This window comes from Anabaena sp. CCY 9910 (assembly GCF_963920875.1).
GTDB lineage: Bacteria > Cyanobacteriota > Cyanobacteriia > Cyanobacteriales > Nostocaceae > Trichormus > Trichormus variabilis.
Genome location: NZ_CAWUDJ010000118.1, coordinates 1 through 754, shown reverse-complemented (window position 1 = coordinate 754; position 754 = coordinate 1). Strand labels below are relative to the sequence as shown.

1 protein-coding gene is annotated in these 754 nt (G+C 38.1%); it reads left to right on the top strand.

Annotation, left to right across the window (positions count from 1 at the left end):
- The first annotated feature begins 39 nt into the window (after positions 1 to 39).
- Positions 40 to 725 (top strand): IS1 family transposase gene (locus ACM5QX_RS29545; protein WP_414756759.1). Its coding sequence is split into 2 segments (ribosomal slippage): positions 40 to 364 and positions 364 to 725, totalling 687 coding nucleotides; the frame shifts between segments, so codons are not numbered across the junction.
- Positions 726 to 754 lie beyond the last annotated feature (29 nt).

The following is a 754-nucleotide window of genomic DNA, read 5'->3' as shown; positions in this document are numbered from 1 at the left end:
GGCGTTGCATAATAGAGGGATGAATTGAGGTCATCTACTGTGCAATGTCCATACTGTGGGTCTACGGAAATTCGGAAAAATGGAAAGCGAAGAGGTAAACAAAATCACATTTGTGTATCGTGCGATCGCCAATTTATTGATGTGTATGATCCGCCAAAAGGATACTCAGAGAAACTCAAAGAAGAATGTTTAAAAATGTACCTTAATGGTATGGGTTTTCGCGGGATTGAACGGGTCAAAGGTGTACATCATACTACTATTATTTATTGGGTAAAACAATTAGGAGAAAAGCTGCCAGACGTACCAAAAGAAGATATAGTACCAGAAGTTGGAGAACTGGATGAATTAGAGACATTCATCGGTTCAAAAAAAACAAAATCTGGCTGTGGACAGCAGTAAATCACTTTACTCAAGGTATTTTAGCCTGGGTTTTAGGAGACCATAGTGCGGAAACATTTGAGCCATTATGGGAAATTGTTGAACAGTGGAAAAGCTATTTTTATGTGACCGATGGCTGGAAGGTTTACCCCAGTTTTATACCCGATGGAGACCAAATTGTGAGTAAAACATATATGACGCGAGTTGAAAATGAAAATACCCGATTACGTCATTATCTTGCACGCCTTCACAGAAAAACTTTATGCTACTCCAAATCAGAACAAATGCTGAGATACTCAATTAAATTATTACTTCATTATCTGAAGTATCAAATTGTACCTAGCTAAATCAATTCATCCCCTTATTCAGCAACGCC